Source organism: Serratia sp. szju (assembly GCF_044594185.1).
Classification (GTDB): Bacteria; Pseudomonadota; Gammaproteobacteria; order Enterobacterales; family Enterobacteriaceae; genus Serratia; species Serratia bockelmannii.
The window spans coordinates 3935521-3962397 of the sequence record NZ_CP172576.1; the positions used below are offsets into that span (position 1 = coordinate 3935521).

Annotated in this window: 31 protein-coding genes; 12 read left to right on the forward strand and 19 right to left on the reverse strand. The window is 58.3% G+C overall.

Annotated elements, in window-relative coordinates:
* The first annotated feature begins 5 nt into the window (after positions 1-5).
* Both RE418_RS18545 and RE418_RS18550 read left to right on the forward strand, forming a co-directional pair.
* Positions 6-560, forward strand: a complete 555-nt coding sequence (locus tag RE418_RS18545) for an NAD(P)H-dependent oxidoreductase (RefSeq protein WP_089180911.1) — start codon at positions 6-8, stop codon at positions 558-560.
* Between the two features lie 92 nt (positions 561-652).
* Positions 653-1303 carry a LysE family translocator gene (locus tag RE418_RS18550; RefSeq protein WP_072008229.1) on the forward strand — a complete coding sequence of 217 codons (651 nt, stop codon included), beginning with the start codon at positions 653-655 and terminating at the stop codon, positions 1301-1303.
* A gap of 15 nt (positions 1304-1318) precedes the next feature.
* On the opposite strand, the gene RE418_RS18555 is transcribed toward RE418_RS18550, so the two are convergent.
* A complete protein-coding gene (locus RE418_RS18555; protein ID WP_025302865.1) occupies positions 1319-2095 on the reverse strand; it encodes an NAD(P)H-dependent oxidoreductase in 777 nt (258 codons plus the stop codon).
* Between the two features lie 84 nt (positions 2096-2179).
* Between RE418_RS18555 and RE418_RS18560 the strand changes: the two genes are divergently transcribed.
* The gene (locus RE418_RS18560; RefSeq protein WP_043137307.1) at positions 2180-3073 is read left to right on the forward strand and encodes a LysR family transcriptional regulator; all 894 of its coding nucleotides are present in this window, start codon (positions 2180-2182) and stop codon (positions 3071-3073) included.
* Positions 3074-3095: 22 nt separating this feature from the next.
* On the opposite strand, the gene RE418_RS18565 is transcribed toward RE418_RS18560, so the two are convergent.
* The 5 genes from RE418_RS18565 to RE418_RS18585 form a co-directional block, all read right to left on the reverse strand.
* Positions 3096-3257: a hypothetical protein gene (locus tag RE418_RS18565; RefSeq protein ID WP_162837924.1), complete on the reverse strand. Its 162-nt coding sequence runs from the start codon at positions 3255-3257 to the stop codon at positions 3096-3098.
* A 141-nt stretch (positions 3258-3398) separates the two neighbouring features.
* On the reverse strand, positions 3399-5465 hold the full coding sequence (locus tag RE418_RS18570; protein ID WP_399675429.1) for a TonB-dependent copper receptor: 2067 nt from the start codon (positions 5463-5465) through the stop codon (positions 3399-3401).
* Between the two features lie 226 nt (positions 5466-5691).
* Entirely contained in the window at positions 5692-6093 is a 402-nt protein-coding gene (locus RE418_RS18575) for a DUF2946 domain-containing protein (RefSeq protein ID WP_072008230.1), read from the reverse strand.
* A gap of 338 nt (positions 6094-6431) precedes the next feature.
* Positions 6432-7733 carry a sorbosone dehydrogenase family protein gene (locus tag RE418_RS18580; protein WP_043137316.1) on the reverse strand — a complete coding sequence of 434 codons (1302 nt, stop codon included), beginning with the start codon at positions 7731-7733 and terminating at the stop codon, positions 6432-6434.
* A 10-nt stretch (positions 7734-7743) separates the two neighbouring features.
* Positions 7744-8169, reverse strand: a complete 426-nt coding sequence (locus tag RE418_RS18585; RefSeq protein WP_025302860.1) for a DUF2231 domain-containing protein — start codon at positions 8167-8169, stop codon at positions 7744-7746.
* Between the two features lie 168 nt (positions 8170-8337).
* Here RE418_RS18585 and RE418_RS18590 point away from each other — a divergent pair, with 168 nt between their 5' ends.
* Complete coding sequence (locus RE418_RS18590) at positions 8338-8796, forward strand: YbaK/EbsC family protein (protein WP_025302859.1); 459 nt, start codon at positions 8338-8340, stop codon at positions 8794-8796.
* An 85-nt stretch (positions 8797-8881) separates the two neighbouring features.
* Here RE418_RS18590 and RE418_RS18595 read toward each other — a convergent pair whose 3' ends face one another.
* Positions 8882-9259, reverse strand: a complete 378-nt coding sequence (locus RE418_RS18595) for a VOC family protein (RefSeq protein WP_043137320.1) — start codon at positions 9257-9259, stop codon at positions 8882-8884.
* Between the two features lie 354 nt (positions 9260-9613).
* Here RE418_RS18595 and RE418_RS18600 point away from each other — a divergent pair, with 354 nt between their 5' ends.
* Positions 9614-9976, forward strand: coding sequence for a GrpB family protein (locus tag RE418_RS18600; protein ID WP_233494392.1), 363 nt, complete (start codon positions 9614-9616; stop codon positions 9974-9976).
* Positions 9977-10157: 181 nt separating this feature from the next.
* On the opposite strand, the gene RE418_RS18605 is transcribed toward RE418_RS18600, so the two are convergent.
* From RE418_RS18605 to RE418_RS18615, 3 genes are all read right to left on the reverse strand, one after another.
* A complete protein-coding gene (locus RE418_RS18605) occupies positions 10158-10538 on the reverse strand; it encodes a DUF4440 domain-containing protein (protein ID WP_043137323.1) in 381 nt (126 codons plus the stop codon).
* An 86-nt stretch (positions 10539-10624) separates the two neighbouring features.
* A complete protein-coding gene (locus RE418_RS18610; RefSeq protein ID WP_043137327.1) occupies positions 10625-11137 on the reverse strand; it encodes a hypothetical protein in 513 nt (170 codons plus the stop codon).
* Between the two features lie 39 nt (positions 11138-11176).
* Complete coding sequence (locus tag RE418_RS18615; RefSeq protein ID WP_043137331.1) at positions 11177-12187, reverse strand: LacI family DNA-binding transcriptional regulator; 1011 nt, start codon at positions 12185-12187, stop codon at positions 11177-11179.
* A gap of 317 nt (positions 12188-12504) precedes the next feature.
* On the opposite strand from RE418_RS18615, the gene RE418_RS18620 reads away from it, so the two are divergent.
* The 3 genes from RE418_RS18620 to RE418_RS18630 all read left to right on the forward strand — a co-directional run bounded on the left by RE418_RS18620 (position 12505) and on the right by RE418_RS18630 (position 15623).
* On the forward strand, positions 12505-13428 hold the full coding sequence (locus RE418_RS18620; RefSeq protein ID WP_043137335.1) for a substrate-binding domain-containing protein: 924 nt from the start codon (positions 12505-12507) through the stop codon (positions 13426-13428).
* Between the two features lie 67 nt (positions 13429-13495).
* Complete coding sequence (locus tag RE418_RS18625) at positions 13496-14671, forward strand: Gfo/Idh/MocA family protein (protein ID WP_043137340.1); 1176 nt, start codon at positions 13496-13498, stop codon at positions 14669-14671.
* Between the two features lie 10 nt (positions 14672-14681).
* On the forward strand, positions 14682-15623 hold the full coding sequence (locus RE418_RS18630; RefSeq protein ID WP_025302851.1) for a sugar phosphate isomerase/epimerase: 942 nt from the start codon (positions 14682-14684) through the stop codon (positions 15621-15623).
* A gap of 43 nt (positions 15624-15666) precedes the next feature.
* On the opposite strand, the gene RE418_RS18635 is transcribed toward RE418_RS18630, so the two are convergent.
* Positions 15667-16752 (reverse strand): NAD(P)-dependent alcohol dehydrogenase, encoded by a 1086-nt coding sequence (locus tag RE418_RS18635; protein ID WP_043137344.1) that lies wholly within the window; start codon positions 16750-16752, stop codon positions 15667-15669.
* 293 nt (positions 16753-17045) lie between these two features.
* On the opposite strand from RE418_RS18635, the gene RE418_RS18640 reads away from it, so the two are divergent.
* A complete protein-coding gene (locus RE418_RS18640; RefSeq protein ID WP_049207593.1) occupies positions 17046-17459 on the forward strand; it encodes an energy transducer TonB in 414 nt (137 codons plus the stop codon).
* A gap of 30 nt (positions 17460-17489) precedes the next feature.
* On the opposite strand, the gene RE418_RS18645 is transcribed toward RE418_RS18640, so the two are convergent.
* The gene (locus tag RE418_RS18645; protein WP_025302849.1) at positions 17490-17804 is read right to left on the reverse strand and encodes a helix-turn-helix transcriptional regulator; all 315 of its coding nucleotides are present in this window, start codon (positions 17802-17804) and stop codon (positions 17490-17492) included.
* A 185-nt stretch (positions 17805-17989) separates the two neighbouring features.
* On the opposite strand from RE418_RS18645, the gene RE418_RS18650 reads away from it, so the two are divergent.
* Positions 17990-18412 (forward strand): MAPEG family protein, encoded by a 423-nt coding sequence (locus RE418_RS18650; RefSeq protein WP_025302848.1) that lies wholly within the window; start codon positions 17990-17992, stop codon positions 18410-18412.
* Positions 18409-18765, forward strand: coding sequence for a thioredoxin family protein (locus RE418_RS18655; RefSeq protein ID WP_050505128.1), 357 nt, complete (start codon positions 18409-18411; stop codon positions 18763-18765). Before RE418_RS18650 ends, RE418_RS18655 begins: the two co-directional genes overlap by 4 nt.
* Here the strand turns inward: RE418_RS18655 and RE418_RS18660 are convergent.
* The 5 genes from RE418_RS18660 to RE418_RS18680 form a co-directional block, all read right to left on the reverse strand.
* Entirely contained in the window at positions 18746-20281 is a 1536-nt protein-coding gene (locus RE418_RS18660) for a phospholipase D family protein (protein WP_043137350.1), read from the reverse strand. The genes RE418_RS18655 and RE418_RS18660 overlap by 20 nt on opposite strands.
* Before the next feature lie 86 nt (positions 20282-20367).
* A complete protein-coding gene (locus tag RE418_RS18665) occupies positions 20368-21159 on the reverse strand; it encodes a helix-turn-helix domain-containing protein (RefSeq protein WP_025302842.1) in 792 nt (263 codons plus the stop codon).
* A 357-nt stretch (positions 21160-21516) separates the two neighbouring features.
* On the reverse strand, positions 21517-21834 hold the full coding sequence (locus RE418_RS18670; protein WP_025302841.1) for a cupin domain-containing protein: 318 nt from the start codon (positions 21832-21834) through the stop codon (positions 21517-21519).
* Positions 21827-23173, reverse strand: a complete 1347-nt coding sequence (locus RE418_RS18675) for an FAD-binding oxidoreductase (RefSeq protein ID WP_235211361.1) — start codon at positions 23171-23173, stop codon at positions 21827-21829. The genes RE418_RS18670 and RE418_RS18675 overlap by 8 nt, the downstream gene beginning before the upstream one ends.
* 38 nt (positions 23174-23211) lie before the next feature.
* A complete protein-coding gene (locus RE418_RS18680; RefSeq protein ID WP_225735576.1) occupies positions 23212-24384 on the reverse strand; it encodes a nitrate/nitrite transporter in 1173 nt (390 codons plus the stop codon).
* A gap of 181 nt (positions 24385-24565) precedes the next feature.
* Here RE418_RS18680 and RE418_RS18685 point away from each other — a divergent pair, with 181 nt between their 5' ends.
* A complete protein-coding gene (locus tag RE418_RS18685) occupies positions 24566-25435 on the forward strand; it encodes a LysR substrate-binding domain-containing protein (protein ID WP_043137356.1) in 870 nt (289 codons plus the stop codon).
* A gap of 82 nt (positions 25436-25517) precedes the next feature.
* Here RE418_RS18685 and RE418_RS18690 read toward each other — a convergent pair whose 3' ends face one another.
* Positions 25518-25925: a DUF2000 family protein gene (locus RE418_RS18690; protein ID WP_043137360.1), complete on the reverse strand. Its 408-nt coding sequence runs from the start codon at positions 25923-25925 to the stop codon at positions 25518-25520.
* A gap of 58 nt (positions 25926-25983) precedes the next feature.
* Positions 25984-26832, reverse strand: a complete 849-nt coding sequence (locus RE418_RS18695; RefSeq protein ID WP_043137364.1) for an AraC family transcriptional regulator — start codon at positions 26830-26832, stop codon at positions 25984-25986.
* Positions 26833-26877: the final 45 nt, after the last annotated feature.

Here is a 26877-nt window from a genome sequence, read left to right on the forward strand (position 1 = left end):
TCAGTATGAAAACCTTGGTGATCGTGGCCCATCCCGATATGGCGAACTCGGTGGTTAACAAACGTTGGCTGGAGGAACTGCGTCGCTATCCGGAGCGGTATACGGTGCACGAACTGCATCAGGCCTATCCGGACTGGCAGATCGACGTCGCCAAAGAACAGCAGTTGATTGAAGCGCATGACAACATCGTGCTGCAGTTCCCGATTTACTGGTTCAGCAGCCCGCCGCTGCTGAAAAAATGGCTGGACGACGTGCTCACTTACGGCTGGGCCTACGGTTCCCGCAGCGGCTATAAGATGCAGAACAAGAAACTGGCGCTGGCGGTCACGGCGGGCGTGCGCGCAGAAGATTACGCGCGTGAAGGGCGTTATCGCTACTCGCTGGAGGAGATCTTCCGGCCGTTTGAAGTGACCGCCGATTACGTGCGGGCTGATTATGCCTCGTTCTTTGCCTTTTACGGCAAGGAAGCCGCTTCGGACGGGACGGTGGAACCGCTGCAATTCCACGAATTGGATAGCAGCGCGCAAGGCTATCAGGCATTTCTCGCCGCCCTGAGTTAACGACACTCCCCGGATGCGTCTGATAGTGCTGTTGCGAATGTCCGGGGAGGAATATGATTGCCGTATCCTTTGACTCGCCGGTGATAACCCCCATGCCTTCAGCCGAAACGTTTATTGCTTTTCTTGTTGCACTCACCCTTCTGGAACTCTCTCCCGGACCGGACATGATGCTCACGCTGGCCCGGGGTATCGGCCAAGGCCGTCGCATCGCGCTGCTCAATGTTTTCGGCATGGTTTTTGTCGCCGGTATGGTGCAGGTTTCCATGCTGGTGCTCGGCCTCGCCACGCTGTTGCATAGTTATCCGCTGGCGTTGGACGTATTGCGTTGGGTTGGGGCCGCCTATCTGGTCTGGCTGGGGATAAAAATGCTGAAGGTAAGCCGGCAGCGTTCCGATGCCGTGCTGAAACCCCGGATGATGACCGGGTGGCAGGCGGTGAAAGAAGGGGCAATTAACAGCCTGACCAACCCTAAGTCGCTGCTGTTCATGTTTGCTTTCCTCCCGCAGTTTGTTAACCCTGAAACCGGGCCGGTTTGGTTGCAATTGCTCGTTTTAGGTTCCATTCAGAAGCTGGCGGGGATCCTTTCGCTGGGCTCTGTCGCTATGGCCTCCGGCACCGTGGGGCAATGGCTCGCCCGCAATCCTCGGTTGTTGGTGTGGCAGCAGAGATTTACGGGCTTGGTCATGATGGGATTGGGCGCCAAACTCCTCCTCGGGGGCGGCGCTGCGTCAGCACCGCGATAAGAGGAGCGGTTCGCGCTATTTCAGGTGAATGCTAAAACCGTCTTGCCCCGGCGCGAGATGTGCTTTCAGCGTCAGCTGCGGGATCAGGTAGTCACCGGCGTTCTGCCGCCGAAACGGAATCGGCTCAGTGTGCCACAGATTATCGAGCCGCTGTCCGAGCTGTTCACACAGGGCGGCGAAGCGCGTCTCGTCGGTCTTTCCGGCACGATAGGTGACAAACGGCGGTAACACCTCGAATCCCGGGTAATGCAGTATGCCGTGCTGGATCGGAAACAGGATATCGTCGATCGGCCCGTTGACACCGCGCGGGGCGTAATGGGATTCCCACCCGCCGGCGCTGACGATCAGCATCGCCCGTTTGCCCGCCAACATACCCTCGCCGTAACGGTCGCCCCAATGCGTATCGGAATGCTCACCGACGCCATAGGCAAAACCATAGGCATAGACACGCTCGAACCAGCCTTTCAGAATCGCCGGCATCGAGAACCACCACAGCGGAAACTGTAGCAGCACCGCGTCCGCCCAGCGCAATTTTTGCTGCTCCCGTTCGATATCGGCGCTCTGCACGCCGTTGGCAAACGCGCGCTGGGAATCCAACGAAGGATCGAAACGGGGCCCTGATGCACCTTCCAGGCTGTCGTTGGCGTCAAGTGCCGCTTTCCACTTCATGGCGTACAGATCGGACACCTGTACCTGATGACCGGCCTGCGTCAGGCGCTCAACGGCGAAGTTTTTCAGTGAGCCGGTCAGCGACTGCGGCTCCGGGTGGGCGTAAACAATCAGCACATTCATAGCAACTCTCCTTGGTGTGAGAGCTGCAGGTTAGGGCGTCACAAGGTATATTAGAAATGAATTACCGTTATCCCAGGTATAACCATGAATAATTTAAGGCGGCTGGATCTCAATCTGCTGGTGACGCTCGACGCGCTGCTGGCGGAGCACAACGTTACGCGCGCGGCGCAGCGGCTCAATTTCTCTCAGCCGGCGGTCAGCGTGCATCTCGCCAAACTGCGGGCGATCTTTGACGATCCGCTGCTGTTGCCCGGCCCGCGCGGCATGCGTCCTACCGCCAGAGCGGAGCAGCTGCGGGAACCGCTGCGCCAGGCGCTGGCGGCGCTTGAGTTGGCGGTAACGCCGGCGACGCCGTTCGATCCCGCCGTGGCGACCGATACCTGGCGTGTGGCCGCCTTCGACTACGGCGAATCCACCATCGTCCTGCCGGCGCTGAACGGTTTGCGCACGGCGGCGCCCGGCACCCGGCTGGCGGTGCTGGAAACCGCGCCGTCACGCATCGCCAAACTGGCGGAACAGGGAGAGATCGATCTGGCGTTTCACACCCGTGAAGGGGCGCCGCCCGGTTTGCGTCAGCGCACGCTGTTCAGTGAACGCTATGTGCTGGTGGGCAGAGTCGGCCATCCTAAACTGCATGAAAACCTGACGCTAACGCAATTTTGCCAATTGGAGCAGGTGATGGTCTCACCGGACGGCGGCGGTTTCTACGGCATCACCGACCAAGCGCTGGCGGACGTGGGGCTGACGCGGCGCGTGGTGCTTTCCGTGCCGCATTTTCTCTTCGTGATCTCGGTGCTGACGCAGTCCGATTTGGTGGCGATGCTGCCGGAGCGGCTGGTGCGCACCCAGCCTTTATTGCAACAACTCGAGCCGCCGCTGGCGGTGCCGGGTTTTGAAATGACCATGCTGTGGCACGAAAGATCGCATCGGGATCCCGCTCACCGGTGGCTGCGCGAACATATCGTGCGGTCAGTGTAAGCGGGTTAAACTGCGCGGGAAATTACATGAACAGGAAGCGGTCGGCCAGCGGAACGCCGCGTTCGAGGCGCGGTGGCAACGCGTCGTCGCGATCGTCTGGCTGAGTAGCCTGTGGCGCGACATCGTCGGCTTTTTCGATCATCAGCTCGCCGAGCAGGGCCAGAAAACGAGTGAGCTTTTGCATATTCCCTCCGGATCGTTGATTACGTTGAGGGTGATAGTAATCGCCGCTAAACCGAATGGGAAAAACTTAAAACTCATATCCTAAGAACCGGATCGCATATCGCATGACCGGGCGACGGTTGCCCATCGCCCGGTGGATGGCTTAGAAGGTGACGTTAACCTTGGCCCACAGGGTGCGGCCCGGTTCATTCACCGCGCTGTTGGCCGAATAGCCGAAGGCGCTGTTGCCCGCCAGGTTAAGGTGCTCGCTGTAGGTCTTGTTCAGGATATTATCCAGACCGGCGCTCAGCTTGACGTTTTTATTCACCTTGTAGGCGGCGTTGGCGGAGAGCACGCCGAAGCCGGCGCTTTCGGCAAAGTCTTTGCCCACCACGTTGCCTTCGTTGATCGCCACGCGGTTTTGGCTGCTGACCAAACGCCACAGCCCGGTGCCACTCCAGTCGCCGTACTCATAGGTCAGCCCCAAGCGTGCCTCCAACGGCGGGATCTGCGGCAGCGGGCGGCCGTCGCTGGTGTTTTTCCCCCAGGAGTAGGCCAGGCTGGCGTCGGTTTTCCATTGCTCGCTCAACTGATAACCCATGCCCATTTCGCCGCCCATGATGTTAGCGTTGACGTTATCGGCCTGGCTGAGACGCGCATTGTGCGGATCGTATTTGAACAGGATGAAATCATCGACGCGGCCCACATAAGCGGAGACCCAGCCGTTGAAGCGCTTGCCGTTGTACTGCGCGCCGATGTCGAGCTGCGTGGTTTTCTCGCTCTTGACGCTGGAGAACGGATCCTTGCTGCCGTTCGGGCCTCGCTTCGGCGAGAATAACTCCCAGTAATCCGGGAAGCGCTCGGTATAACCGACGCCGGCATACAACATCAGCGGCAGGTCGACCAGCGTATGCTCAAGACGCATAAAGCCGCTAGGCAGGGTGTCTGAACGCTCCCCATCGCTACCGCTGCGGAAATTCTCCACCAGGGTGCGGTCAAGACGCGCGCCGCCGATCAGTTTATCCTGCTCGCTGGTGGACCAGGTCAGCTCACTGAAGGCGCCGTAGCTGTTGAACTGGGCGTCTTTTTCCCAACTACCGCGGCTCATGCTGCGGTGGGTGTTGGTCTGCGTGTCCAGGCCGCTTTCAAGCTTCACGTCCTGCCACTGCCAGGTGCCCATCACGCGGCCGCCGACGGTGCGGCGATCGAGCTGCATCGTCATGCCGGAAGACATCATGTGCCCGCCGTGACCGCCCATGCTCATACCGCCATGGCCGCCGTGCCCCCCCATGCCACCGCTGCCCGGCGAGCGCAGGGTGACGTTGTCCATCACGTGGTTGGCGTAGTTGTAGTAGACCTGCGCTTCCAGCTTATCCAGCACCTCGCCGATGTTGTATTTTTCCACCCGCATGCCCAGGCTTTCGCGCTTGAACTGCGAACCGTCCATGCTGCGGCCGGCATAGCGCGCTTCGCCGTTGCCGCGGCCCATGGTCACTTCCAGCAGCGTATCGTTGTCCGGCGTCCAGCCGAGCGCCAGATCGCCGTTCCACTTGTCCCAGCGCGACGGCACACGCGTATTGGTGCCGTCCTGATAATCGTTGGAACGAGATTTGTTGGCCATCACCCGCAAGTAACCTTGCTCGGCGCCGAGGCTGGCGTCGATATTCTCGTCCCAGCGGCCGTTGGAGCCGGTCAGTACGCTGGCGTTGCCCTTGACGCCCGGCTTGTCAAAGCGTGGGCGTTCGCGTTCGAAACGCACGGTGCCCGCCGACGATCCCGGCCCCCACAGCACCGTCTGCGGCCCTTTGGTGATGGTCAGCAGATCGAAGCTTTCCGGCGAGATGTAAGAGGTGGGCGCATCCATTCTCGATGGGCAGGCGCCCAGCATTTCCGAACCGTCGGTGAGGATCTTCAACCGCGAACCGAACATGCCGCGGAACACCGGATCGCCGTTGGTGCCGCCGTTACGGATCTGAGAAAAGCCGGGAATGGTTTTCAGGTAGTCCGAGCCATCGCTGGCCGGCACCGGCTGGCGCGGAGTTTTCGGTGACGTCACGATGGTCAGCGGAGAGTAGAGCGGTGCGGTAACGGTGATCACGTCGCCATCATTAACCTGTGCGCCGGTAGGGGGTTGATGCGCCTGCGCCGCGTGGCCAGCCAGCAGGAACAACGGCATGGCGCTGGTAATGGCGCGGGTGACAGCGTTCTTTTTATAAGTCGGTTTAAACATCATCTTTCCTTAAGCTAACTCTATTCCGTTCTTGGCCGAGGGATTATTCAGGCGTAGGGCGGCCTGGCGAAAATCACCATCGGTAAATACGGGAGGTTAATTCCATCGACGTGGAAATAACCGGACTAATAATGTCGTCTCGATGATTAACCGTTGGGCGAGTTAATTCCGCCGGGTTGAAGCAATCAACGGCAATACAGAGAACGGCAATGGGCTTATTGTTAAATCAGAGGAAAGAGACGGGGGGCGCGCGCGGCTGTAATTCGGTGTGAACGACGTGGGCAAACAGGGGAACGAGGTAATGGATCGGCGGCGGGCGCGAAGCCAGCGACTGGGACCAGAACAGCGGGGCGTGGCTCACGTCCAGCAGCGGCGCGTGCAGCAACAGCACGCAGTAGCCGCAGGCGCTGTCGTCCATCATCATCGCCATGTTGTGGTGGCCGCCGCCGTGCTGCATCAGCGGCTGCGAGGCTTTTTCAGGTTCAGACGGCGGCGAGTGCATCCCGTGATGCATCGGCATATCCATGCCGCAATCCGCCATGGCGGTCGTTCCAGCACTTCCGGCGCGTACATGCTCCAGGGATCGCGAGACCACCGGCGCAATGAACAGCATCAGAATGGCAAACATCCCTAACCAGGCGGCGGCCCGATTTCGCGATGCAGAGGGCTGAATTAACGACACAATCAACCTAAAAAAAGGGTTAACACAGGGTAGGGAATTGTACTGGTTTATGTCGAAATGTTAAAACCTTTTATTTCTGGTCAACGCTCTGTTGATGAATATATTATCGGATAAGCGCTTTAATTCTGACCAAAGGCTATTTTTTTGCGCCAATGACATGACGGGGACAATATTAATGACGGAAAAACTGGCGAGCACGATTATTCCGCTTTATGACGATCTGGCTGGCGCAGAGGGATGAGTGACAATGTCACGGGCGAGTTCACCGGAACCCGCCCGTAACCTTACTTCGCGCTGACGCGCCAGACGGTGTTGCCGACGTCATCCGCAACCAGCAAAGCGCCGGTCTTGTCGATCGCCAGGCCCACAGGGGCGCCATAGAGTTCCTTCTCATCATCGGAGACAAAACCTGTCACCACGGCCTTGAGCTTACCGACCGGTTTGCCTTGTTCAAATGCCACGTAGCTGACCCGGTAGCCGTTCAGCGGCGAGCGATCCCAGCTGCCGTGCTCGCTGACAAAGGCGCCGCCGCGATACTCGGCCGGCAGAGCGCTCGCGGTGTAGAACAGCAGCCCCAGCGGTGCGACGTGCGAGCTGAGGGCGTAGTCCGGTTTGATGGCCTTCGCCACCAGATCCGGCCGCGCCGGCTGCACCCGACGATCGACGTGCTGGCCGAAATAGCTGTAAGGCCAGCCGTAGAAGCCGCCGTCCTGCACCGAGGTCAGGTAGTCCGGCACCAGATCGGCGCCGATCTCGTCACGCTCGTTGACGATGGCCCACAGCTTGCCGCTGTGCGGTTCCCACTGTAGCCCGGTCGGGTTGCGCAGCCCGCTGGCGAAGATGCGGCTGGCGCCGGAGGCGGTGTCCACTTCCAGTACCGCGGCGCGCCGGTACTCTACGGCCAGGCCATTTTCGGTGATGTTGCTGTTGGAGCCGACGCCAACATACAGCTTTTTGCCGTCCGGGCTGGCCAGCAGAGCTTTGGTCCAGTGGTGATTGATCGTGTTCGGCAGATCGGCTAGCTCTTTACCCGGATCGCTGATGCGCGTTTCGCCCGGTTGATAGGCGTACTGCATGATATTGCCGGTGTTGGCCACGTACAGCGTATTGCCAATCAGCTGGACGCCGAACGGGGAATCGAGCCCCTCGAGGAAGACATGCTTTTCCCAGTTGCTGCCGGCGGTCGGGCGCAGAAGGGTGATACGATTGCCCCCTTTACCGCCTTTACCGGACTGGCCTTTCACCAGGCCGGCGATCAGCTGCTTGGGCGTGCCCACCGCTTCCGTGCCCGGCCCGTTGGCCTCCACGACCAACACATCGCCATTGGGCAGCGCGAGCAACTGACGCGGATGAAGCAAATCGTCCGCCACCTTATCGATTTTCAAGCCTTCCGCCACTTTCGGCGTCTGATCTTGTTGCCAGCCAACGCCCTTAGGCACCTGCATCGGCGGCATCAGAAAGTCTTGCGCCGCCGGCAACGTCGGGTCCGGGCCCATTTGTTGCTCTGGCGAAATGACGGCGCTGTTATCGCAGCCGGCCAAGGCCAATACGGCGGAAAGGGTGAGCGCCAGAGATGAGAGCTTCATGAAAACCTCCTTATTTTGCGCGGGCGCCAAGGGCCAGCAGAATATTCGCCAGGCTGAGCAGCGCGACCACGATCGCAGACAGCACCAGGCCTTGGGGCACCACGGCATACGCATCCCGGCTATGCACGAAAGCGTTGATAATGGCGAGAACGATGGCCAACAGGTTCAGCCAGAAATGGAGTTTGACCGACGAACCCAGCAGCCGGCCGCTGCCGAACCATACTTGCACCAGGTTAATCAGGCGAGGAATGATGGCAAAAATCAGGCCGATGGCGATTAGCCAGCTGGCGCCATTAACCCACTGAATATTGGCAGTGCAGGCATAAATGATGTCGAAAATTAGCGCCGCGGTGAAAAATCCATAAGGTATCGGGTTGAGCCATTCATAGACGGCCACTGCGGCCGCTGAGGGCCTTGCTGTCGTTTGCGTGGTCATGCAGGCATCTCCATGAAAAATGATGGGTAAAAAGGCCATTGGCCCCTTAAAGCTTTGTTCAGATCCAGCGATTTGAACAATTTTGATTCTCATTTTTAGCATGCGATGTTAAAACCGAAACCATCACTGCGGCATTATCAATGGCTTAGCAATATCAGGAGGAAGGGCATGAGTATAGAGCGCGTTCAGCGATTTCTGGCCGAGCACGCACCGGAGACGACGGTGACGGTGCTGGCAAAGAACACCGCGACGGTAGCGCTGGCGGCGGAAGCCTTTGGCGTGGAGAGCGGGCAGATCGCCAAGACGCTGTCGTTTCGCGTGAACGATGGCGTGGTGCTGCTGGTGATGGCGGGAACCGCCAGAATCGACAACAAGAAGTACAAGCAGTTCTTCGGCGTGAAGGCGCGTATGCTGCCGGCGGAAGAGGTTGAAGCATTAACCGGCTATCCGCCCGGCGGCGTTTGCCCCTTTGCCGCACCGGAAACGGTGAGAATTTACTGCGACCGCAGCCTGTGCAGTTACGGTGAAGTGCTTCCGGCAGGCGGCAGCGATAACTCAGGCGTGAGAATTGCGCCGCAACGTCTGGCCAGCATCACCGGAGCGGAGTGGATTGACGTGACAGGGTAACTATAGGTGACCGTGTCACAATTACGTTATGTTAAATAGATTGTATCAATTCTTAATTAATAGACTGTTTTAACAGGGAAAATTACTAATCCATCGGGTGATGGCAAACCGCCTCGATATTGTGGCCATCCGGGGCGATCACAAATGCCGCATAGTAATGGGCATGGTAATTGGGCCGCAAGCCGGGCGCGCCATTGTCTTTGCCGCCGGCGTTTAACGCGGCGTGATAGAACGCATCGACCTGTTCACGGCTGCTTGCGGCAAATGCCAGGTGCAGATGCGCCGGTTTTTCATCGGTCTGAAACAGGCATAATGACACGTTATCTCGATCGCGGCACAGCTCAACGCCATAGTCGGGTTCGCCGTCGGCAACGATCTTTACGCCCAGTGGCGCCAGCGCATTGAGGAAAAACGCTTTGCTGAGGGCAAAGTCGCTGACGCCAAATTTCACATGATCAAACATGGGGAGGCTCCTTGAGCGTGAAAGAATGTTCCCATTCAGTATAGCCAACGCCGTGTTGGACGCAGAAAGCGATGCAAACGCACGCCAATGCGCATTTAACAGGCAAATACTGCCCGTTTAAGTGACGCGTTTGGATGAAATCTGCAGTATCGTAGCCGCCACGTTTTATCAGATTTCACGTAGCGCGATCAAAAAAGCAGAGGATTTCTGGCCAATACCGGCAGGTAGCCGCCATAGAAAATCATGTCCGGTCATCATTACTGGAGCGGGAAATGGCAGAGCGCATACCGGCCGGCATGTTAACGGCAATTCATCAGCAGGCCGGCGCTGCCGGCCAAACCAGCGATTGATACCTTGCTGGAGGTTGAAAGTCTGGCGGCGTTGGATGGCTTGAATGACGGGATGCGTAACATGGGATATACGCCGCGTGGCGAGAACGGCATTGCTGGCAGACGTTACTACATCAAGGGAAACGGCGATCGCACGCATCACGTACATGCATTTACTACAGGAAGTGAACAGGCGATCAGACATTTGGCGTTCAGAGATTATCTGCGCAAGCATCAGGGTGTTGCTCAGCAATATGCGGCAATCAAACGCCAGGCAGCAGAAGACAGCCGGCAAAACCCGGCGGCTTATGGCCGGTTGAAAAACGAATTTGTTCAGCGGCATGAGCAGCTGGCGCTGGCATGGCTGGCCGCAGGAGAAAGCCCATGATCAGGCCTGGACGGCAGAATCCACATATCACCACCCAGGTGCGCATAATGTATATTATGTTAAATAGAATTACTGGGTACGCACCGGGATTATCCTGCCCGTCCTTTCTCACCTCACCTTCAAGGCTTATCAGGCTGACATCCTTTTTTATGTTTAAGCCCATCTGTCAACCCATCTCAGTTTAGCCCTTAGTCGGCGTACCTTGATGAAAGCGCATCTGCCAACCCGCCTTTTCCGTCAGGAGCCAAATCGATGAGCGTTCGGTGCAACGAACGACGCGGCCCTGCGCGTCACGCTGAAAACTTTTATACGTCAGCAACACGGCGCCTTCACTGATTTTCGCCAGCTTAAACCCTTCGGCGAAAATCGGCGGATAATCCGTTTCCATCTCCAGCGCCGCAACGGTTTGGCATTTGTCATAACGTAGGCCTGAACGACCAATCTCTTCAAAGTCTTCATGCAACAATGCCGCGACATGTTTCGGATCGCAGCGCGTTGTTGGCTGGTGCAGTTCAACCTCAAGCGCCTGAATTTGGCTAAGCCACTGTGCAAAATGGGTCAAAATGCCCTCCTTTTTTGATCGCGCTACGTGAAATCTGGCAAACTTCGGCAGTCAATCTACACCAGAATGACACTCGTGAAACCTGACTATTCCCAGGATTCCTTCTCATAGGGTTTTTGCCAGTTCTTTTCCGTGACGGGTACGAGTTCCCCGTTGAACGTATAGGTACAACAGCGGCATCTCACCGGCACATCTTCTGCGGTGAATGCCGGGTTCACTTTCTGCAGTATCCCGTGATCATCTATGCATAGTCCGCTGTAATAGCTCGACTCACCACAGCGGACATAGCTCTGCCAGTTTTTACGGTGCAGCGCCACCAGGTAAAAAATAGGCGCTTCTTTATCCAACCGACTTACCGCTTCGCTATGTACTTCATTCCAGGGTTGGCCCACTTTACTGAGCAGAAATTGAAATAGCGGCGTGTAATCCATGCCATGTTGTATCTGCCCATGCATACTTTCACGCAGTGGCAACTGCTCATCGTCTGCCTGTTTGCCATGGCGTTCCCAGCGGTACTTACCACCGCTGGCGATGGGCCCTCTGGATGTAACGCTTTCTCTTCTATAGAGTTTCTTCTTTACATCTCGATGTGCTCTCATCAAGCCTCAATAGTGACATTGTCACACAAAAAGAAATCCTTACGCCGGTTTCCCAGCCAAATGCGACCGCCGAACCCGCAATTCCCCGTGCCGCCAGGCGCCGTCCGCCGTGGCGCGATTGTCGATCAGGCGATTCAAGGCCTCTTCGACCAGCCGGTCAATACGTTGGCTGTAGCTGGTCAGCGCCCAGTTGGCTGAGCCGGCCTCGTCGATATCGTCGAAACCTACCACGGCCATCGAAGACGACGGTGCCACTTGCCTGAGCGCTTCGAGCGCCCCCAGCGCCAACACGTCGTTCTCGCAGAACAATGCCTCAACCCGCTCACTTTCCGGCGTTGCCTGCAGGTATTCACTCATCAGTTGGAAACCGCGCTGGCGATCGTAGTGGCCAGCGGTGAGCACCCGATCCAGCTGAAAACCGGCGGCCATCAGTTTGTCGCGGTAGCCTTCCATGCGCAGCAAATGGCTACTTTGCGTATCCGGCCCCTTCATGTAGCCAAAGCGCCGATGACCTTGCTCTATCAGCAGCGTGGCGATCTCTTCGCCAGCGCGGTAGCCGTCGATGTTCACCACATCAATGTGTTCACTTTCCGTATTGCGGCATACCTGCACCAGCGGGATCTGATGCAGATCTTGCGCAATCGCCGCCCACTCTTGGGTTAACACCGTCGCCAGGAACAGAATGCCATCGACCTGCAGCTGGTCGGCCATCGCCATTACCGCCCGGTAGTTTTCCCCGGCGGTGATGTTCAGCAGCAGCGCCATATAGCCGCGGGTTTGCAGCTGTTTGGTGACCATATCGAGCATCATCATCGAATGCGGGTTCTTCATCTCGTCGATGGCTACGCCTATGATGTGCGTGCGTTTTTGCGACAGGCTGCGCGCCAGCAGATTGGGTCGATAGCCCAGCTCGGCCGCCGCCGCCAGTACGCTTTCACGCGCGCTGTCTGAGATCGACGCGCCGGGCGTAAAAGCGCGCGATACCGTCCATTTGGAGACGCCGGCCTTTTCGGCGACGTCGCTGGCGGTGGCTTTGTGGTGTTTCGTCATGGTTGCGTCGATCCCTGCTTCGGTGAAGTCACACTATACCCTGCTCGCTCAGATCCCCTAAGCGCCTGCCGGCATACCTGCTGCGATTATGTCCCGTTTTTGCACCCGATTGCAATTTGTTATGCAACCGGGTGCAAAAGGTAAAGAGTTTGTGATCGTCCGCGCTGTTTTCACCTTTCCCCTGTTGACCAAATTTTCTTCATGGCCGACATTCACGGTGGCATTCAGAGACTCATCGCGGTTTTGTCTCCTGCTTTGCACCCGGTTGCAAAAGAACTGTTTTTACATAACACCTCTCTTCTCAACAGGATACCGTAATGAAAAAAACCAGACTGCTGTTGATGTTAGCCTGCTCGCTGTTTGTCGTGACCGCCCAGGCCAAGACCTACCAGGTCGGCGTGGCGCTGGCCAACTTCGATCTCAACTTCGTCTCCATCCTGCGCAGCCAAATGGCGCGAGAACTGGCTGCGCAACAGCTGCAAGGCCAGTTCGTCGATGCCAAAGGCGATGTCGCCCTGCAGGTGCAGCAGGTAGACGATCTGATTAATCAGGGCGTGGACGCCATTATCCTCAACCCGGTCGATACGCAAGGCGTCCAGCCGATGATAGCGGCCGCCCAACGCGCCGCGATCCCCCTTATCTTCGTCAACCGCAAACCCGAAGTGCCGCTCAGCGGCGCGACGGCCTACGTCGGCTCCGACTCGGCGCTCAGTGGCCGCCTGCAGATGGAGGCCCTGGCGAAAAAAATGAATTACCGCGGCAACGTGGCGATCCTGATGGGCGCCCTCTCCAACGAAGAAACTCGCGAACGCACCCGTGCAGTGGAAACGGTGATCGCCAAATACAAAGACCTGAAAGTGGTAGAGAAACAGACCGCCAAATGGCAACGCAATGAAGCGGTCGACGTGGTTTCCGGCTGGTTGCTGAACGGCGCGGCGATCGATGCGATCGCCGCCAACAACGATGAGATGGCCATCGGCGCGATCATGGCGCTGAAACAGGCCAAAAAGCGCGACGTGCTGGTTGCCGGTATCGACGGCACACCCGACGGCCTGCAATTTATCAAAAATGGCGACCTGGCGGTGACCATTTTCCAGGATGCCAAAGCCCAGGCGATCGGCGCGGTGCAGGTGACCCGAGCGATGTTGGATCACGCCAAAACCGAGCCCTATAACTGGGTACCCTACGCCACCGTGACGCGAGAAAACTACCCGCAATTTGCACAGATGAATCAGAAATAAGCCGTTGCCACTCTCTTTTTCAACCCACTTTGCACCCGAGTGCAAAACCACAGTATCAGGAGTCAGCATGTTAAATGGTGAAAGAAGCATCCCTCGCCCGCTGCGTTGGGCGATGATCGGCGGCGGCCGCCTCAGCCAGGTGGGCTACAAACACCGTTCCGGCGCACTGCGCGACAACACCGCCTATCGGCTGGTTGCCGGTGCCTTTGATATCGACGCGGCGCGCGGACGTGAGTTTGGCGTCAATCTCGGCGTGCCCGCCGAACGCTGCTATGACAACTATCAACAGTTGCTGGAGCAAGAAGCTAACCGCGAAGATGGCGTTGAGGTGGTAACCATCGCCACTCCCAACGGCACCCACTATGAAATCACGCGCGCCGCGCTGAATGCCGGCCTGCATGTCATCTGCGAAAAGCCGCTGTTCTTCACCACGGCGGAGGCGAGAGAAATCAAGGCGCTGGCGGCGGAGAAAGGCCTTATCGTCGGCGTAACCTACGGCTTCTCCGGCCATCCGTTGCTGATGCAGATGCGCGCCATGATCGCGAACGGCGACATCGGCGAAATACGCATGGTCGAATTGCAGTACACCCACGGCTTCAATGCCAACGAAAGCGCGGACACGTTCGAGGCACAAAAGTGGCGCGTCGACCCGAAAATCGCCGGCCCCTCTTTTGTGCTGGGTGATATTTCCACCCACACCTTCTACATCTCGCAGCTGGTGATGCCCGACATGAAAATTGCCTCCCTGCTGTGCGATCGCCAAAGCTTTATCTCTTCCCGCGCTCCGTTGGAAGACAACGCCATGGTGCTCATGCACTACGAAAACGGCGCCGTCGGGCGCATGTGGGCCTCCGCCATCAACGCGGGCGCGATGGACAGCCAAAGCATCCGCGTGGTGGGCTCACGCGCCAGCCTGCAATGGAGCGATTCCACGCCCGGCGAATTGCGCTATGAGATCCAGGGGCGGCCCAACCAAACGCTGCACCACGGCATGCCCTATCTGGACGACAGCGCGCTGGCCGAAGAGCGGCTCGGCGCGCTGCATACCGAAGGGCTGGCCGAATCCTGGGCCAATATCTACCTCAAGTTCGCCATCGCGATCAGCGCCAGTCAGCGCGGCGATCGGCAGACGCTGGCCGCGCTGATCTATCCGGATATCGATGCCGGATTGGAAGGCGTGCGCTGGATTGAAAACTGCGTTCGCTCCGCCGACAACGGCGCCACCTGGGTCAATTACCAATAAGGAAAGCACCATGAAACTTTCGTTCTGTACCGACAGCCTGGGCCATTTACCCTTCGAGCCGATGCTGGATCGGCTGCTGGAGCTGGGGGTGCGCGGCGTGGAAATGACCACCGGCGGTTGGTCCCCGGCGCCCCATTTGGATGCCGACGATCTGCTGGCCAATCCCGCCAAACGCCGGCAGCTGCAACAGGCGCTGGCCAGCCGCGGCATGGAGATTGCCGCGCTCAATGTCTCCGGCAATCCGCTCGATCCGGGCGAGCTGGGGCAGCGCCATCTGCGCCAAACCGACAATACGCTGGAGCTGGCCGGCCTGTTGGGGGTGAAGAAGATCGTCATGATGAGCGGCCTGCCGCCGGCCAGCCCGCATGACACCATCCCCAACTGGATCACCTATACCGTCAGTTGGCCGCCGACGGTGAAAAACTGTCTGGATTATCAATGGAATGAGGTGGCAATCCCCTATTGGCAGGCACTGGTCGCCCGAGCCAAAGCGTGCGGCGTTGAGCGCTTTGCGCTGGAAAACTTCAGCGCCATGCTGGTGTGGAACCCGGAAACGCTGTTCCGGCTGCGCGAGGCCGTTGGCCCGATGGTGGGCCTGAACCTCGATCCCAGCCATTTAATCTGGATGGGCGCGGATCCCATCGCGGTCGCTCGCGCCCTTGGCCCCGCCATTCACCATGTACACGGCAAAGACGTTCGCCTGGAACGCGGTGTCGTCGAAGTTAACGGACTGCTGGAAACCAAACCGATCGACGAGGTGGCCGGCCGCGCCTGGAACTATGTCGCCGTCGGCTGCGGCCGGGATCTGCAGTGGTGGAAGGAATTCTTCTCGGTGGTGCGCATGATGGGCTACAACGACTGGGTGTCGTTGGAAATGGAAGATTTGACCATGTCGGTCGATGCCGGCATCGTCTCTTCCGTTCAGGCGCTACAGCAGACGATCAGCCAATAACACCCTGCGCGGCGGCCACGGCCGCTGCGCAGAGTTCATCACGTTACGGGGTTATCGCCAACTTAATCACGCCATCGCGCTTTTCGGAGAACAGGTGGTAAGCCTCGGCAATATTCTCCAGTTGAAAACGATGCGTCACGAACGGCGTGAGATCCAAACCGCCATGCTGGATCACGTTCATCATTCTGCGCATCCGTTCCTTGCCGCCGGGGCACAGAGCCGACCGAATCGTATGATCGCCAAGCCCATAGGCAAACGCCTCGACAGGGAATTGAATATCGTCGCTATAGACGCCAAGGCTGGACAATGTGCCACCGGGTTTTAAGACTCGCAGCGCCTGATTAAAGGTGGCCTGCGTCCCCAAACACTCGATGCTGGCATCCACGCCGCGCCCTGCCGTAATCTTGAATATTTCATCAATCACATCGGTTTCCTTGTAATTCAACAAGACGTTTGCCCCCATTTTTCCCGCCATCATCAGCTTTTCGGGAGAGCTGCTGATGGCAATAATCAGGCTGGCGCCCCGCAGGCGAGCCCCCGCGGTGGCACATAAGCCGATCGGGCCCTGGGCGAAAATGGCTACCGTATCGCCAATGTTAATGTTGGCATTTTCTGCCCCTTTGAAACCGGTAGACATCACATCCGGGCACATCAGCACCTGTTCATCTGTCAGACCGTCGGGGATGAGCGCCAGATTAGCTTCCGCATCAGGCACCAAGACATATTCAGCCTGAGTGCCGTCGATAACGTTGCCGAAGCGCCAACCCGCCGTGGCTTTATAGCCATGGCAGCGGCATTCGGGTAAATAGGAACCGTCCTGCGCGGGAAAGCCGTCCTGACATGAATAGGAGGTAAAAGAGGGGCAAATAGCCCCAGCCAATGCCCGCTGCCCCTCTTGAAAGCCTTTAACATTGCTTCCCAACTTTTCAATAATGCCGACCGGCTCATGGCCAATGGTCAACCTACGCGGCACCGCATACTCTCCCTTGAGGATATGAATATCCGTGCCGCAGATTGTCGTCGTGGTTATTTTGAGCAAGGCATCGTTGGGACCAGGGGAAGGAATAGGTTTTTCAATGAGTTCTATTCGCCCCTTTTCGATAAAGGCAGCGGCTTTCATCATGCGCATGGCGGAAGATCCTTTGGTTTCTGCCGAAGTGGCTACAGAAAAGAATAATCCAATCGGTCATTTTTTCCGATTTTACCGCCTTGGGAAATAATTAAACACGCCAGTAATCTTTATCGGTAAATAATATAAAAAATATAATTCAATAAAATAACAGCCAATAAACTCTGCTTTGTCACGCTGCCGAAAAACACGGTCGATTTATATCGACAGACGCTGCATCATTTCTCTTTCCAAATACTCTACGCTCAGCGAAAATATACGTTATCTGATTGATAAGTCATGCAGGAAATGCCATGTCACGACTCACCCTCCTCCCGCTGAGCCTGGCACTTGCCGGCTGCGTGCCAATGCAGCCTGATGGCTGTGAAAAAGCCAGTGCGGTGAATGATTGCGTTTATGCCTGGCGTGCAGGCAGCGATGTTCCAACGGCAAAGCAACCGCCTAATTTGGGATGCGACGGACAAGTTTTTTATGAGCGGCCGCACTATTCCGCCTCTGCGAAGGCAGAAAAACGCGAAGGCGAAGTGAGCGCAACGTTTGATGTTGATGATAAGGGTAAAGCCAGAAATATCGTGCTGACGGGCACCCCAGAGTTCTATCGCGACACCAAAAGCGCCATCGCACGCAGCTGCTGGACACCGGGCCGTGTTCATGAAACGGCGTTGTTTACTTTTAAACTCTCTGGTGATGCGGACGCCAACCGATAAGCGAATCTCGGCCGGCGATCAACGCCCTGTTCACTTCGGCGCGTAAATCTCTCTGAGCGTGGCGATCACTTTCGCCACGTTTGGGTTATCGATGCGGTAAAACAAGGTTTGCGCTTCGCGTCGGTACGTCACCAGACCTTCATTGCGCATTTTCGCCAGGTGCTGCGACAGCGCCGATTGGCTTAGCGGCACCAATTGTTGTAGCTCCCCCACGGCAATCTCATCGTGTTTCAATAGCAGGCAAAGCACCAGCAAGCGGTGTTCGTTGCCTATCGCTTTCAACAGCCTGGCGGCTTCAATCGCCCCTTCGATCAGAAAGGGATCTTGGTTAGCTTTTGCATTCATGGTCAATCACGGCCCCGTCATCATTCAGCCGCATTATAGCGGCTTTCAGACGCTGGCACAGCATTACATTAGCACTCTTTAAATTAGATATTGCTAATTTATATAAATCTAATATAACCTTGTATTCATGCCAAGTGGCTCTCCCTGAGGCCGCAGGCCTTCCCCAACACAAGTGAGAATGCATTATGAATATGCCAACCCTGGTACTGCTGGCGTTTGCCGGCTGGACATTATTGATTCTATTCGGCACCGTCGGCGTTTATCGCTGGTCCAGAATTTTAACCGGCCGTGCCACGGTGAGCGAATGGCAAGCGAACAAACCACAGGGCAGCGATAGCTACCAGCGCGCCATTGCGGCGCATCGCAACTGCATTGAAAATTTACCGGTTTATACGGCCCTCGTCGTGGCGATAGCCGTATTTCAGGTGGAAAGCACGACGCTGAATGTCTTGTCTCTGGTGCTGCTCGGCGCGCGCATGGCGCAGAGTCTGGTTCACATCGGTTTCGAGCAGACGGAAAACGTCGCCACATGGCGTTTCGCTTTCTTTTTCACACAAATCGTCACGATGTTTTGGATGGGGATAGAGATCGTCGGGAGCCTGCCATGACGATAACGAACCTGGCAGAGCCCCATGAGATGGCCCATTTCCTCTATGATGCGGATAAACCCAAGGGGCAGCGGGCCATCCTCTACTTTTCCGCCTCCTGGTGTCGCCCCTGCCAGAATATGCAAGGGATCGTTGAACAGCTGCACCGTCACGCCAACGAGATCGCCTTCGGCAGCATTGACGTCGCGCAGGCGCCGACGCTCGCCCCTGCATTCGGTATTAAATCCGTGCCCTCCCTCGCCCTGTTTGAGGATGCGTGCCTCATCGCGATCATTGCGGGCGAGGTTCCCTTGCAACGGCTATCTCACCGGGTGGCGGCGGCATTCGCCGGCGTTACAACATCCACTCAATAGGCAGCCAGCCGGCCACGGTAAGAACGATGCGTTTTACCCAGCCGGCGCCGGGTTCTTGCTGGTGTACCTCGGTATAGCCGTCTTCGAAGGCTTCTTTCCACACCATTTTGCCTTCGGGCGTCAATACCGGCCGATAGGCGGCGTACTCAAGCGGGCCATCAAACAGTTGGCGGGTGTCGGCCGCCAGCGCCGGGCTGTCGATCAAGAATCCCATTTCGCAGTTCAGGTGCGCCGAGCGCGGATCGAAATTGAACGAGCCGATAAACACCCGCTTATCGTCGATGGCGAAGGTTTTGGCATGCAGCGCCGCGCCGGACAGCCCCAGCGGCTTGAGCTCCTTGCGCCCGGACGGTTGACCGGCGCGCAGCTTCAGCTCGAACAGTTCGACGCCCGCCTGCAGCAGCTCACGTCGGTATTTGGCGTAGCCCGCATGCACCACCAGCACGTCGGTGGTGTTCATCGCGTTGGTCAGCACGCGAATGGATTTCCCCTGTTTGGCAAGCGATTCAAAGAAAGTCGCCCCTTCTCGCCCCGGCACGAAATAGGCGGAGACCAGATCCAATTGCTGGCTGACGCCGCCGATGATCTTACCCAGTTGCGTCACCATCAAACGATCGCGCGAAGCCTTGCCCAACCCTTTCGCCGGATCGTCGGCCACCAGCTCTACCTGGGTGAATTCCGGCTGTACGGCGCCATCGCGAAAGCGCACCGCGCTGGTTTCCAGCTGCACCGCCAGTTTACGGGCGCGCTCGCTGGTTTCGGTGGCGGCGGCCTGCGTCAGGAAGGCGGAAAGATCGCCTTTTCCCCGAATAATCTGCTCAACGCCGAACACCGAGGCGCTGTTCCAGTAGCGATCGAAGACCTCGGCGGTCTCCGCCACCACGTTGCCGACGCTCAACACGTCGAGATCGAGGAAATAGTTTTCGTCACCGACCTGAAAATACTCGTCGCCGATGTTGCGGCCGCCGATGATCGCCACGGCGCCGTCGACGATGTAGGACTTGTTATGCATGCGCCGGTTCATGCGCATAAAGTCGAAGGCGTAACCGGCCAGCTTCGGCGTACGTACGGTGGACGGATTGAACAGACGGATCTCGACGTTTTCCTGGGCGTTCAGCGCCGCCAGCGTCTCATCCATGGCGACGCCGTTATCGTCCAGCAGCAGCCGCACGCGCACCCCACGTTGGGCCGCGTCATACAGGGTTTTCAGCAGGATCTGCCCGGAGGTGTCGTTATGCCAGATGTAGTACTGAGCGTCGATAGACCTTTCCGCCATCCGCGCCAGCGCCAGGCGGCTGGCGAACGCATCGTGGCCGCTGACCAGCGGCACCACGCCGCTCAGGCCGGAATGTGCCGCCATCTGTTCGGCGGCCCGCGCCGGCAATAGCGCGGTAGGATCCGCCGGCAATGCCGCCTGCGGCAGACGCTGCGAAATATCCGGCAAACGAAAGATGACTCTTGCCGCAATAATGGCGATCGTCACGGCGATAATCAGATACACGACAATTTTTATCACGGGAGGCGGCCTCGGAGGTTGACTGCTTTGCTTTATACGTCATTAGGTTGCTTCAATCTATAGGAGAAGCGCGCTATGCCATAAGGCTATAGCGTAAAGCGCGAAGGCGAAACGCCAAACAGTTTTTTGAATGCCACCGAATAGGCGCTGTGGCTCTCATAACCGCTTTCGAAGGCGGCGTGGATGATCGAGTTGCCCGCCAGCAGCAGCGGGATGGACGACAACAGCCGTAGACGCTGTTTCCACTGACCAAAGGTGATGCCGGTTTGTTGAGTGAAGTGACGCTGGAAGGTTTTCGCGCTGATCGACAATGAATCCGCCCAGATCTCAATGCCGCGATCGTCGGCCGGCGTGATGACCAACTGCCGGCAAATGTCAGCCATTCTCGCTTCCATCGGCCAAGGGAGATGCAGCGCCAGCTGCGGCTGCAGGCTCAGTTCCTCGAGGAACAATGCTCTGAGCAACGCGTGGCGTTTGGTCTCCTCGCCCTCGGGCGCCAGCGTCGCCAACTGGGCGATCAGCTCGCGCAGCAGCGGCGACACCTGCAAGACGCCGTCGCGCAACGGCAACCGCGCGGCGGTGAATTCATCAACAAAAATCCCGTAAACGCAAATGTTGCTCTGCATGACCAGCTGATGTTCTACCCCCGGCCGCAGCCAGACTGCGGTGGTAGGCGGTACGATCCAGCGTCCGCAGCTCGCCTCGACCGCCATAACACCCTGTTGCGAATAGAGCAAATGGCAGCGTTTATGCGAGTGGTAAGGAATGACAAAGCCCGCCGGGTAGTGTTTCACCAGCCCCGTCACCTCGAACGCAGAGTTTTCGTGGCTGCTGAGGTCAATGCGTTTCGTTTCGGCGTTGTCGACGTCGAATCCCATGGTCGTTTGTCCCTTTTGATAACGCGAATGTCTTTTATTTGATAGAGAGGCCGCATGATCCTCCATATAGTGACGTTCTCGCAAGCCACACCAGGGGCCTTATGCAAAGAAACTCACTATTTACACCAAAATTTCATCGTTCTGCTTAAAACGAAGGCGATGACGTTGCGCATGCGCTGCGCAATGGCGGCTCGTTGCGGGGGCGACGCGGCCGAAAGTGATGGAAAGGGAAAGCGCGGTGGCTTAAATCAGGAGGTATGCGCATCAATCAGCAGGTAGCTCAGCCTGGGGGGCGGCTTAATGCTAAAGGGATAGGGAGAGCGCCTAGGCTCTCCTCCATCCAGAATGGTTATCTCGTCAACGGGCCAACTCGGCGCCGTCCAGCTCGGAAATCGCCAGACAAATCACTTCCGTGATGGCCTGTACCGTATAGGCGGTCTTGGCAGGAATGATTAACATCTCATGGGGTTGCAACGTCTGATCGTCAACCTTCAGTTCACCGCTCAGCACCATCAGTTTCACCCAGCCCGGATGAAAACGCGCCGGTTGTTGGCTGCCCGCATCGAGCTTCAGCAACGCCGTATGGCCAGGCGTCTCCCGTTTCAAAATGTGAAAGTGTACCCCATCGTAAGGCATGTTTTCGTAATGCAGTGACGCCAGTGTTCTCTTATGCATGGTAAGTGTCCTCGTGACCTGTGAGTAGCTGCTCCGCCTTCGGTCGCCGTAAAAACGATTGGCGGCTGTCCCTACCGAAAGCACCGGCTCGCAGCCTCTTGGCGAACGGATTAACTGTCGTACTTGCAGCGGCCAGATCGACCGCCGTTTCATGCCTAACCTGCCTCAGGCATGCTACTAAATATATAAGAGCCTCGCCGAGGGCGCAAAAAACCGCTGCAGGGTTGAGCGTATTACGGTGCTGATCCGTAGTCGGAAAACCTGAACGGCGAGACCAAGGCGCCGTCTGCCGGAGATCGCGATGGTCTCCCCCTTCACACCCATCATTAATAAATCGCGCCGGGCGATAAGCGTGCGGAATGGCGGAATTGACGCCATGCAGCAGCTCGTCTCCGATCAGCCGGCCAAGCGTCGGTGCGCACATCACGGCCGGATGCATCACCGCCACATAGAGGCAGGTGGCGCCCAGCGGCCCAACGATGGGATAACCGTCGCGCGGCCGGGGGCGCATCCCCACCGAACACGCCTGCAGTTTCAAGGGCGCCGTGCCTGGCAGGCGCCCTTCAATCGCCGATTGCGCTTCGCCCTCCACGCGATTTTCATCGCCGTGCGCAGGATAATCTTCCGCCGCCAGCAGATCGCCATTTTGTGCATGACGCACTTCGATGTCGTCGCCCGCAATCAGCGTGTTCACCACCTGCGCCGCCGCGTGATAGCGTAACAAAATGGCCGGCGACGCCTCGATCGGCAGCGAGAATCCGCTACCGTCCAACAGCGCCGAGATCCCCGTGCCACAGGCGAGCACCACCCGATCGGCGGTAATCGCGCCTTCCTCGGTAACGATGCCGATTATCTGCCCGTCTTCACGCAAAAATCCGCTGACGGTTCGCCCCAGGAACAACTCCCCGCCCCACGCGCGAACGCATTCGAGCAACCGCTGTGTCACCTCTTGCGGATCGACGGCGCCGTCACGCGCCGCAAAATAGGCTTGACTATCGGGCTGCCTGAGCCCCGGTTCCAGCGCGGTCACCTCGGCGGAGGGCAAAAGCCGATTATCGGGGTTTTGCGTCGCCGGCGCCTGACCATAGCTGAGCGCGCCGGACCAATTCACCCAGAGATCCGGGATCTCCTGCGCCAGGCGTATCCAGTCAGCCACGATCTCGCGCCGCAGAAACGCGTCGGGCGCGCCCTCAGGCACGCCTTCGCTGATCCAGCCAAACGAGCGGCCTGTGGCTCCCGCCGCGGGATGCGCCTGCTCAACCACGATAACGTGCTGCCCTTGGCGCGCGAGATGATAGGCGATCGATGCGCCGACAATCCCGGCGCCCACGATAACCATGCGTGATGATGTTCCATTCATTTAATGATGTCCGAACCTCATTTCAAGTGTTGTCGCCAAAGCAATCCTGCCGCCAGGCAGGCTACCCCGCCGCCGCAGGCCAACACGGCATAAGACGTGCCCCAGCTCTGGGTGGTATCCATCACGATGCCAAAGGATAACGGGGCGAACGAACCGATGCCGAACCCCAGCAACGATCGCCAGCCCATCACGCTGCCGAGCTGTTGCGGCGGCACGTTGTCCGCCATCGCCGCCGACAGCACGCCGGAGTCGCCAAGAATAAAGAAACTGCCGATGCTGACGAACAGCAGCGTCCAGCCCGGCCCCCAGTTCGCCGACCACCCCATCAGCAGCGATCCCAACGCACCGGCGGCGCCCACAAACGTCAGCACCGAGGCACGATTGAAATAGTCGGAAACGGTGCCGACAATCAGCGTGGCGATCATGCCGGCCAGGTGGATCACCGCCGCGGCGATCAATCCGGCGCTGAGCGGATCCAGAGAGAAACCGCTCAACGCCTCGCTGACCAGGCTGGGTGCCCAGGCCCAGTTACCGAGCAGTTCCCAGCTGTGAGCGATATACCCGATCAGCAACAGCAGGGTCGCATAGGTGATAGCATAGCTTTCTCGTTTCGTCTTCCTCCCCAGCGTGCGCGGTTGCGGTTCCTGATAACCGACCAGGGCCAACGAACCCGCCAGCGCCCCCAGTAGCGCACCGGCGGCGCACAGGGCAAACGCCACGCCGGCGCCCCAGCGCATGGCGCTCCAACCGGCGATGAAAACCGACAGAAAATACCCCAACGAACTGGCCGCCAGGATCATGCCGATGGCGTAACCGCGTCGGGCCGGGCCGTTCATCCCCATCGCTAACAGCAGCGCCGGCGTATAGGCGCCGCCCTGCGTCAGGCCGACGAAGGCCATCAACACCAGTGCGCCGATATACGAATGGGCAAACACGGCGAACAGCATCAGCGCACCGGCACCCAGCCAGGAAAACAGCAGATACACCCGACGCGCGCCCAGCGAATCACACCACCAGGAAGCCACCAGCAACGCCAGGGCGTTGGTCAGGCTGAACACCGTTTGCACTGTACCGGCGGAGGCGGCGTCGAGCTGCCACTCGCTTCTGATGGTCGGCAGCGCGCCGGCGAACATCATGGTGCCCAGGCAGAGGCCGGCCCGGCTCACGCAAAGCAAAAAGAAAGCTCGCATCTCAGGGGCGCCTCCCTGTCAACCGCAGGGTGAGGATAACGCCATTAACACGCATGACCGATAGCCAAAAGATCCGCATCATAAACTCAGCAATCAGAAGGAGATGCCTCATCATAGTGAGCAAAATCAACGGCTGACAAACGATCTTTCCTCCCTCACTTGGTTGAGCTAGACTCAACCTATGAAAAAAATTCACTCCCTGCCGCACCTGTCCGCTTTCGAAGCCGCCGCCCGTCTCGGCAGCTTCAGCGCCGCTGCGGATGAGCTGTTTCTCACCACCGGCGCGGTCAGTCGCCACATCCGCAGCCTGGAAGAACAGCTGGAGCTCAAACTGTTTTATCGCGGACACAAGTCCGTGCGGCTGACGCAGGCCGGCGAGAATTTTTCCCGCACTGCGTCCCGAGTGATAAGCGAATTGTTTTCGGCGGAAAGCGCACTGAAAGCGAGCGTCGGCCGGCAGCGGCTGGTGGTACACAGCCTGCCGACGTTCACCATGCACTGGCTGATGCCGAAATTGGCAGCGTTCAACGAGATTCATCCGGAGGTCGCGATTGATATCACCACCGCCACTGGGGCCGTCGATCGCAATATGCCGTTTGACCTGGCGATCCGGCGCGATCCCGCGCACTTCTCCGGACTGAAAGCGATCCCTTTTTTGCAGGAAGACAGCCTGCTGGTCTGCAGCCAGAGCTATTTGCGCACCATGCCGATCAGCGCGCCAGACAATCTGGCCGGGCATACCGCCATTCGCATCCGCGCCCGTGAGGATTTATGGCACAGCTGGTTGAATACCTATCCGACGGCACTGGACGCCTCGCCGCCGCCGCTGACGCTCGACCATACCTTCGCCGCCATTCAGGCGGCCGAAGACGGCCTGGGACTGGCCGTCGTGCCTTACCTGTTCTGCGCCAAACATCTGTCGTCTGGCCGGCTGGTGTCGCCTTTCCCAGCGTTGACTATCCGAACCGGCGTTTACTCCCTGCTGCTGCGCGATCGGGACGATGAGGTCGTGAGCCAATTCGCCGCCTGGCTGCAAACGTTCCAGGCGTAAGCGCCGTATCGGAAACGCGTCACCCTCCTGGACATGCGCGAGCGTTTCGCGCGTCCACTCGGTAAACCAGGCAAAGACATTCTCAGGCGTGGAGCGTCAGGCCTTTTATCGCCTTATCCACCGCTTTCTTCGGCCCGCGCAGCGCCAGGCCGACCAAATCCAGATTGTCCGCGTCTTCAGCGAGAAAAACCTGCCGGTTGGCTGCATCGTGCCCGGTCGCAAACATGGCGTGCACATAGGGAACCAACGTCAATTCCCGCTCCAGCCCTTTGCGATGCACCTTTTGCAGGCCCGGCAGATCCGCGGCAAAAATCAGCATCGGCTGCCCGGAAATGCCGCCGTAGCGTCTGCCTTGCGCATCCACATAACACTCGCCGATGATTTCCGGGGCGGCGGCGGCGATGCCCGTCGCCAGAAAGGCCACCACATTCAGCCGCTGCCAGGTCTGCAGATCGTCGCGTACGATAAACGCTATCTTGGTATCAAACATGTTTCGCTCTACTCCGTTGTGCTCTTAAAATAAAAGCGCATCATCGGCGATGGGCGAATCAGCGGTATAGAACGTTTGTGCACTGACGTTGATAGGCCGCCGGCGATAAACGGTAGGCGCGCTGGAACCAGCGGCCCAAGTGGCTCTGATCGGCAAAGCCCACCTGCATCGCGACCTGCGCCGGTTCTTCCCCCTGCGCCAACAACAAGCGTGCAGCCCGCAGCCTCAGCCGGACCAGGTAAGCATGCGGCGACTGGCCGAAGGCCCGGGTGAACTGGCGAGTCAGGCGGAAGCGGTCCAGGCCGCACTGAAGCGCAAGTTCATCCAGGCTGGGGTTACCCGCCATGTGCTCGTGCAGGTAGTCTCGTAAGCGATTCATCACAATCAAAGCATCATCGCTTTGGGAAGTCGGCCTGACGCGAATATGCCGCGCCAAAAGCGTCAGCAGTTGATCCAGGCTTTGATCGCGCGCCAGCCGGCCTTCCCCCTGATGCAACGCAAAAAAAGCCTGTTGTATCGCGGTCGCCAGCATCGGATCGTCGGTCAACGTGCTGTGGAAGGCGCCTTCCAGCACAGAAACGTCCCCTAATCCGCGGCGGTTCATCGCATCGGAAACCCAATGCTGCGGCAGATAAAGCATGGCATAGGTAAACCCTTCGGCCTGCGGCGCATGACCATCGTGCACCGCGCCCGGCTCGATCAGCATGGCACGTCCCGGCCGGCTGGTATGCAAGGAACGATGACAGTTGAAACGTTGTAAACCTTGCTGCGTCACGCCCACCAGCATTTCGTCATGATCGTGGGGATCGTAGGCATGCCCCTGAAAGTGGGCATTGACGCTTTCGATGCCGGTTTCGTCATCGCGCCGCAGTTCCAGCCAGTCTTTGTGTTGATGATTAGACGCCATGCAGTCAGTCCGGAGTTCTGCCCATAGGAAAGAAGAAAACAGCTT